The sequence below is a fragment of the Cellulomonas sp. P5_C6 genome (assembly GCF_054049635.1).
In genome coordinates, this window is sequence record NZ_JBFULZ010000315.1 from 1 (window position 1) to 2,481 (window position 2,481).

The following is a 2,481-nucleotide window of genomic DNA, read 5'->3' on the forward strand; positions in this document are numbered from 1 at the left end:
CAGCAGGGCCGTGATCGTGGCGTCAGCAGGGCCGTGATCGTGGCGTGCCGACGGGTCTGCTCGAGCACGCCCTTGCGGGCGTCGACCAGCACGATCGCGAGCTCGGCGGTCGAGGCGCCCGTGACCATGTTCCGGGTGTACTGCACGTGCCCGGGGGTGTCGGCGAGCACGAACGCGCGCGTGGCGGTCGAGAAGTAGCGGTACGCCACGTCGATCGTGATGCCCTGCTCCCGCTCGGCCCGCAGGCCGTCCGTCAGCAGCGCCAGGTCGACGTCGCCGCCGCCGCGGGCCAGGGTGGCGGCCTCGACGGCGCTCAGCTGGTCGGCCAGCACCGACTTCGTGTCGTAGAGCAGCCGGCCGATCAGGGTGCTCTTGCCGTCGTCGACGGACCCCGCCGTGGCCAGGCGCAGCAGGTCCCGCGTCGCGTGCTCGGTCACGTGGTGGATCTCCTCAGTCGGCTCGAGCTGGCTGGTCGCGGCGCTCATCAGAAGTAGCCCTCGCGCTTGCGGTCCTCCATGGCGGCCTCGGACGCGCGGTCGTCGGCACGCGTGGCACCGCGCTCGGTGAGGCGGCTGGCACCGACCTCGGCGATCACCTCGGGGATCGTCGACGCCTCGGACTCGACCGCGCCGGTGCAGCTCATGTCCCCGACCGTCCGGTAGCGGACCGTGCGGACCTGCAGCGTCTCGGTCGGGCGGGGGCCGCCCCAGTCCCCGGGCGCCAGCCACATCCCGTCGCGCAGGAAAACCTCGCGCTGGTGGGAGTAGTAGATCGAGGGCAGCTCGATCTGCTCCCGCTCGATGTAGCGCCACACGTCGAGCTCGGTCCAGTTGGACAACGGGAAGACGCGCACGTGCTCACCGGGCCGGTGCCGACCGTTGTAGAGGTCCCACAGCTCGGGCCGCTGGCGGCGCGGGTCCCACTGGCCGAACTCGTCGCGCAGCGAGAACACCCGCTCCTTGGCGCGCGCCTTCTCCTCGTCGCGACGCCCGCCGCCGAACACCGCGTCGAACCGGTGGGCGGTGATGCCGTCGAGCAGGGGGACGGTCTGCAGGGCGTTGCGCGAGCCGTCGGCACGCTCGGCGACGCGGCCGTCGTCGATGGCGTCCTGCACGCTGGCGACCACGAGCCGCAGCCCGTGCTCGGCCACGACCCGGTCGCGGTACTCGATGACCTCGGCGAAGTTGTGGCCGGTGTCGACGTGCATCAGCGAGAACGGCACGGGGGCCGGCCAGAACGCCTTGCGGGCCAGGTGCAGCATGACGATCGAGTCCTTGCCGCCGCTGAACAGCAGCACGGGACGCTCGAACTCGCCGGCGACCTCGCGCATGACGTGGACGGCCTCGGACTCCAGGGCGTCCAGCTGCGTGAGGGTGGTCGTGGCCGTCATGTGTGCAACCCGCATTCGATCTTGGAGGTACCCGACCAGCGTCCGGCGCGCGCGTCCTCGCCGGGGGCGACGGCTCGCGTGCAGGGGGCGCAGCCGATGGACGCGTAGCCCGCCTGGCGCAGGGGGTTGAGGACCACCTGGTGCTCCTCGACGTAGGCGTCCACGTCCGCCTGCGTCCACGCGGCCAGCGGGTTGAGCTTGACCTTGCCGCGCTTGGCGTCCCAGCCCACGACGGCGATGTCCGTGCGGGTCGGGGCGTCCTCGCGGCGCATGCCGGTGACCCAGGCGGTGTACGGCGCGAGCCCGCGCTCCAGCGGCTCCACCTTGCGCAGGGCGCAGCACAGGTTCGGGTCGCGGTCGTGCAGCTTCGGGCCGTGCTCGGCGTCCTGCTCGGCGACCGTGCGCAGCGGCAGGATCGTGCGGAGCGAGATGTCCGTGAACTCGGCGTAGTAGTCGCGCGTCCCGAGCGTCTCGGCGAAGTGGTAGCCGGTATCCAGGAAGATCACGTCGATGCCCGGCACGGCCTCGGCGGCGATGTGCACCAGCACCTCGTCGCCCATCGAGGACGCCAGGACCAGGTCGGTGCCGAACGTCTCGGCGGCCCAGCGCAGGATCTCCGCCGGGTGGGCACCGTCGAGGTCGCGGCCCGCCTGCTCCGCGAGCTGCTGGAGGTCGGTGGTGATCATGAGCGCGCCACCAGCCCGACGAACTTCAGCGCGAAGGCGCGGGTGCAGGAGCGGCACTCCCACTGGCCGTGGGTCTCGCCGGCGGGCCACAGGTCCTCGCTGGCGCAGAACGGGCAGTAGTAGGGGACGGCCCGCTCGCCTGACGTTCCGCTCATCGCAGGTCCTCCTCGTCGGCCCGGTGCGCCCACTGGGCGAACAGCTCGCCCTCGGTGCGCTGCTCGTCGAACTTGCGCGTCACGCGCTCGATGTAGTCGGGGAGCTCCTCGGCCGGGACGCGCAGGCCACGCAGCGTCTTGCCGAGCCCGCTGGTCAGCCCGAGGCCACCACCGAGGTGCACCTGGTAGCCGTCCTCGCCGCCGGCGAGCGCGCCCTTGAGGCCGATGTCGGCCGTCTGGATGCGGGCGC

Annotated in this window: 4 protein-coding genes and 1 pseudogene; all 5 read right to left on the minus strand. The window is 72.2% G+C overall.

Annotation, left to right across the window (positions count from 1 at the left end; translation table 11 throughout):
• Positions 1-485, minus strand: a 485-nt coding sequence (locus ACXJKG_RS20615; RefSeq protein WP_456847588.1) for a GTP-binding protein, incomplete at its 3' end; no start/stop codon positions are given.
• The gene (gene cysD, locus ACXJKG_RS20620) at positions 485-1,390 is read right to left on the minus strand and encodes a sulfate adenylyltransferase subunit CysD (protein WP_456847589.1); all 906 of its coding nucleotides are present in this window, start codon (positions 1,388-1,390) and stop codon (positions 485-487) included. The genes cysD and ACXJKG_RS20615, both read right to left, overlap by 1 nt.
• Entirely contained in the window at positions 1,387-2,076 is a 690-nt protein-coding gene (locus tag ACXJKG_RS20625; protein ID WP_456847590.1) for a phosphoadenylyl-sulfate reductase, read from the minus strand. Before ACXJKG_RS20625 ends, cysD begins: the two co-directional genes overlap by 4 nt.
• Entirely contained in the window at positions 2,073-2,231 is a 159-nt protein-coding gene (locus ACXJKG_RS20630) for a hypothetical protein (RefSeq protein WP_456787299.1), read from the minus strand. Before ACXJKG_RS20630 ends, ACXJKG_RS20625 begins: the two co-directional genes overlap by 4 nt.
• Positions 2,228-2,481: pseudogene (locus tag ACXJKG_RS20635) on the minus strand (nitrite/sulfite reductase); the annotation flags it as partial. The gene ACXJKG_RS20630 and the pseudogene ACXJKG_RS20635, both read right to left, overlap by 4 nt.

Bases quoted from the DNA above. Each gene is read 5' to 3' on its own strand.
- cysD (WP_456847589.1), bottom strand. From the start codon at position 1,390: ATGACGGCCACGACCACCCTCACGCAGCTGGACGCCCTGGAGTCCGAG.
- ACXJKG_RS20625 (WP_456847590.1), bottom strand. From the start codon at position 2,076: ATGATCACCACCGACCTCCAGCAGCTCGCGGAGCAGGCGGGCCGCGAC.
- ACXJKG_RS20630 (WP_456787299.1), bottom strand. From the start codon at position 2,231: ATGAGCGGAACGTCAGGCGAGCGGGCCGTCCCCTACTACTGCCCGTTC.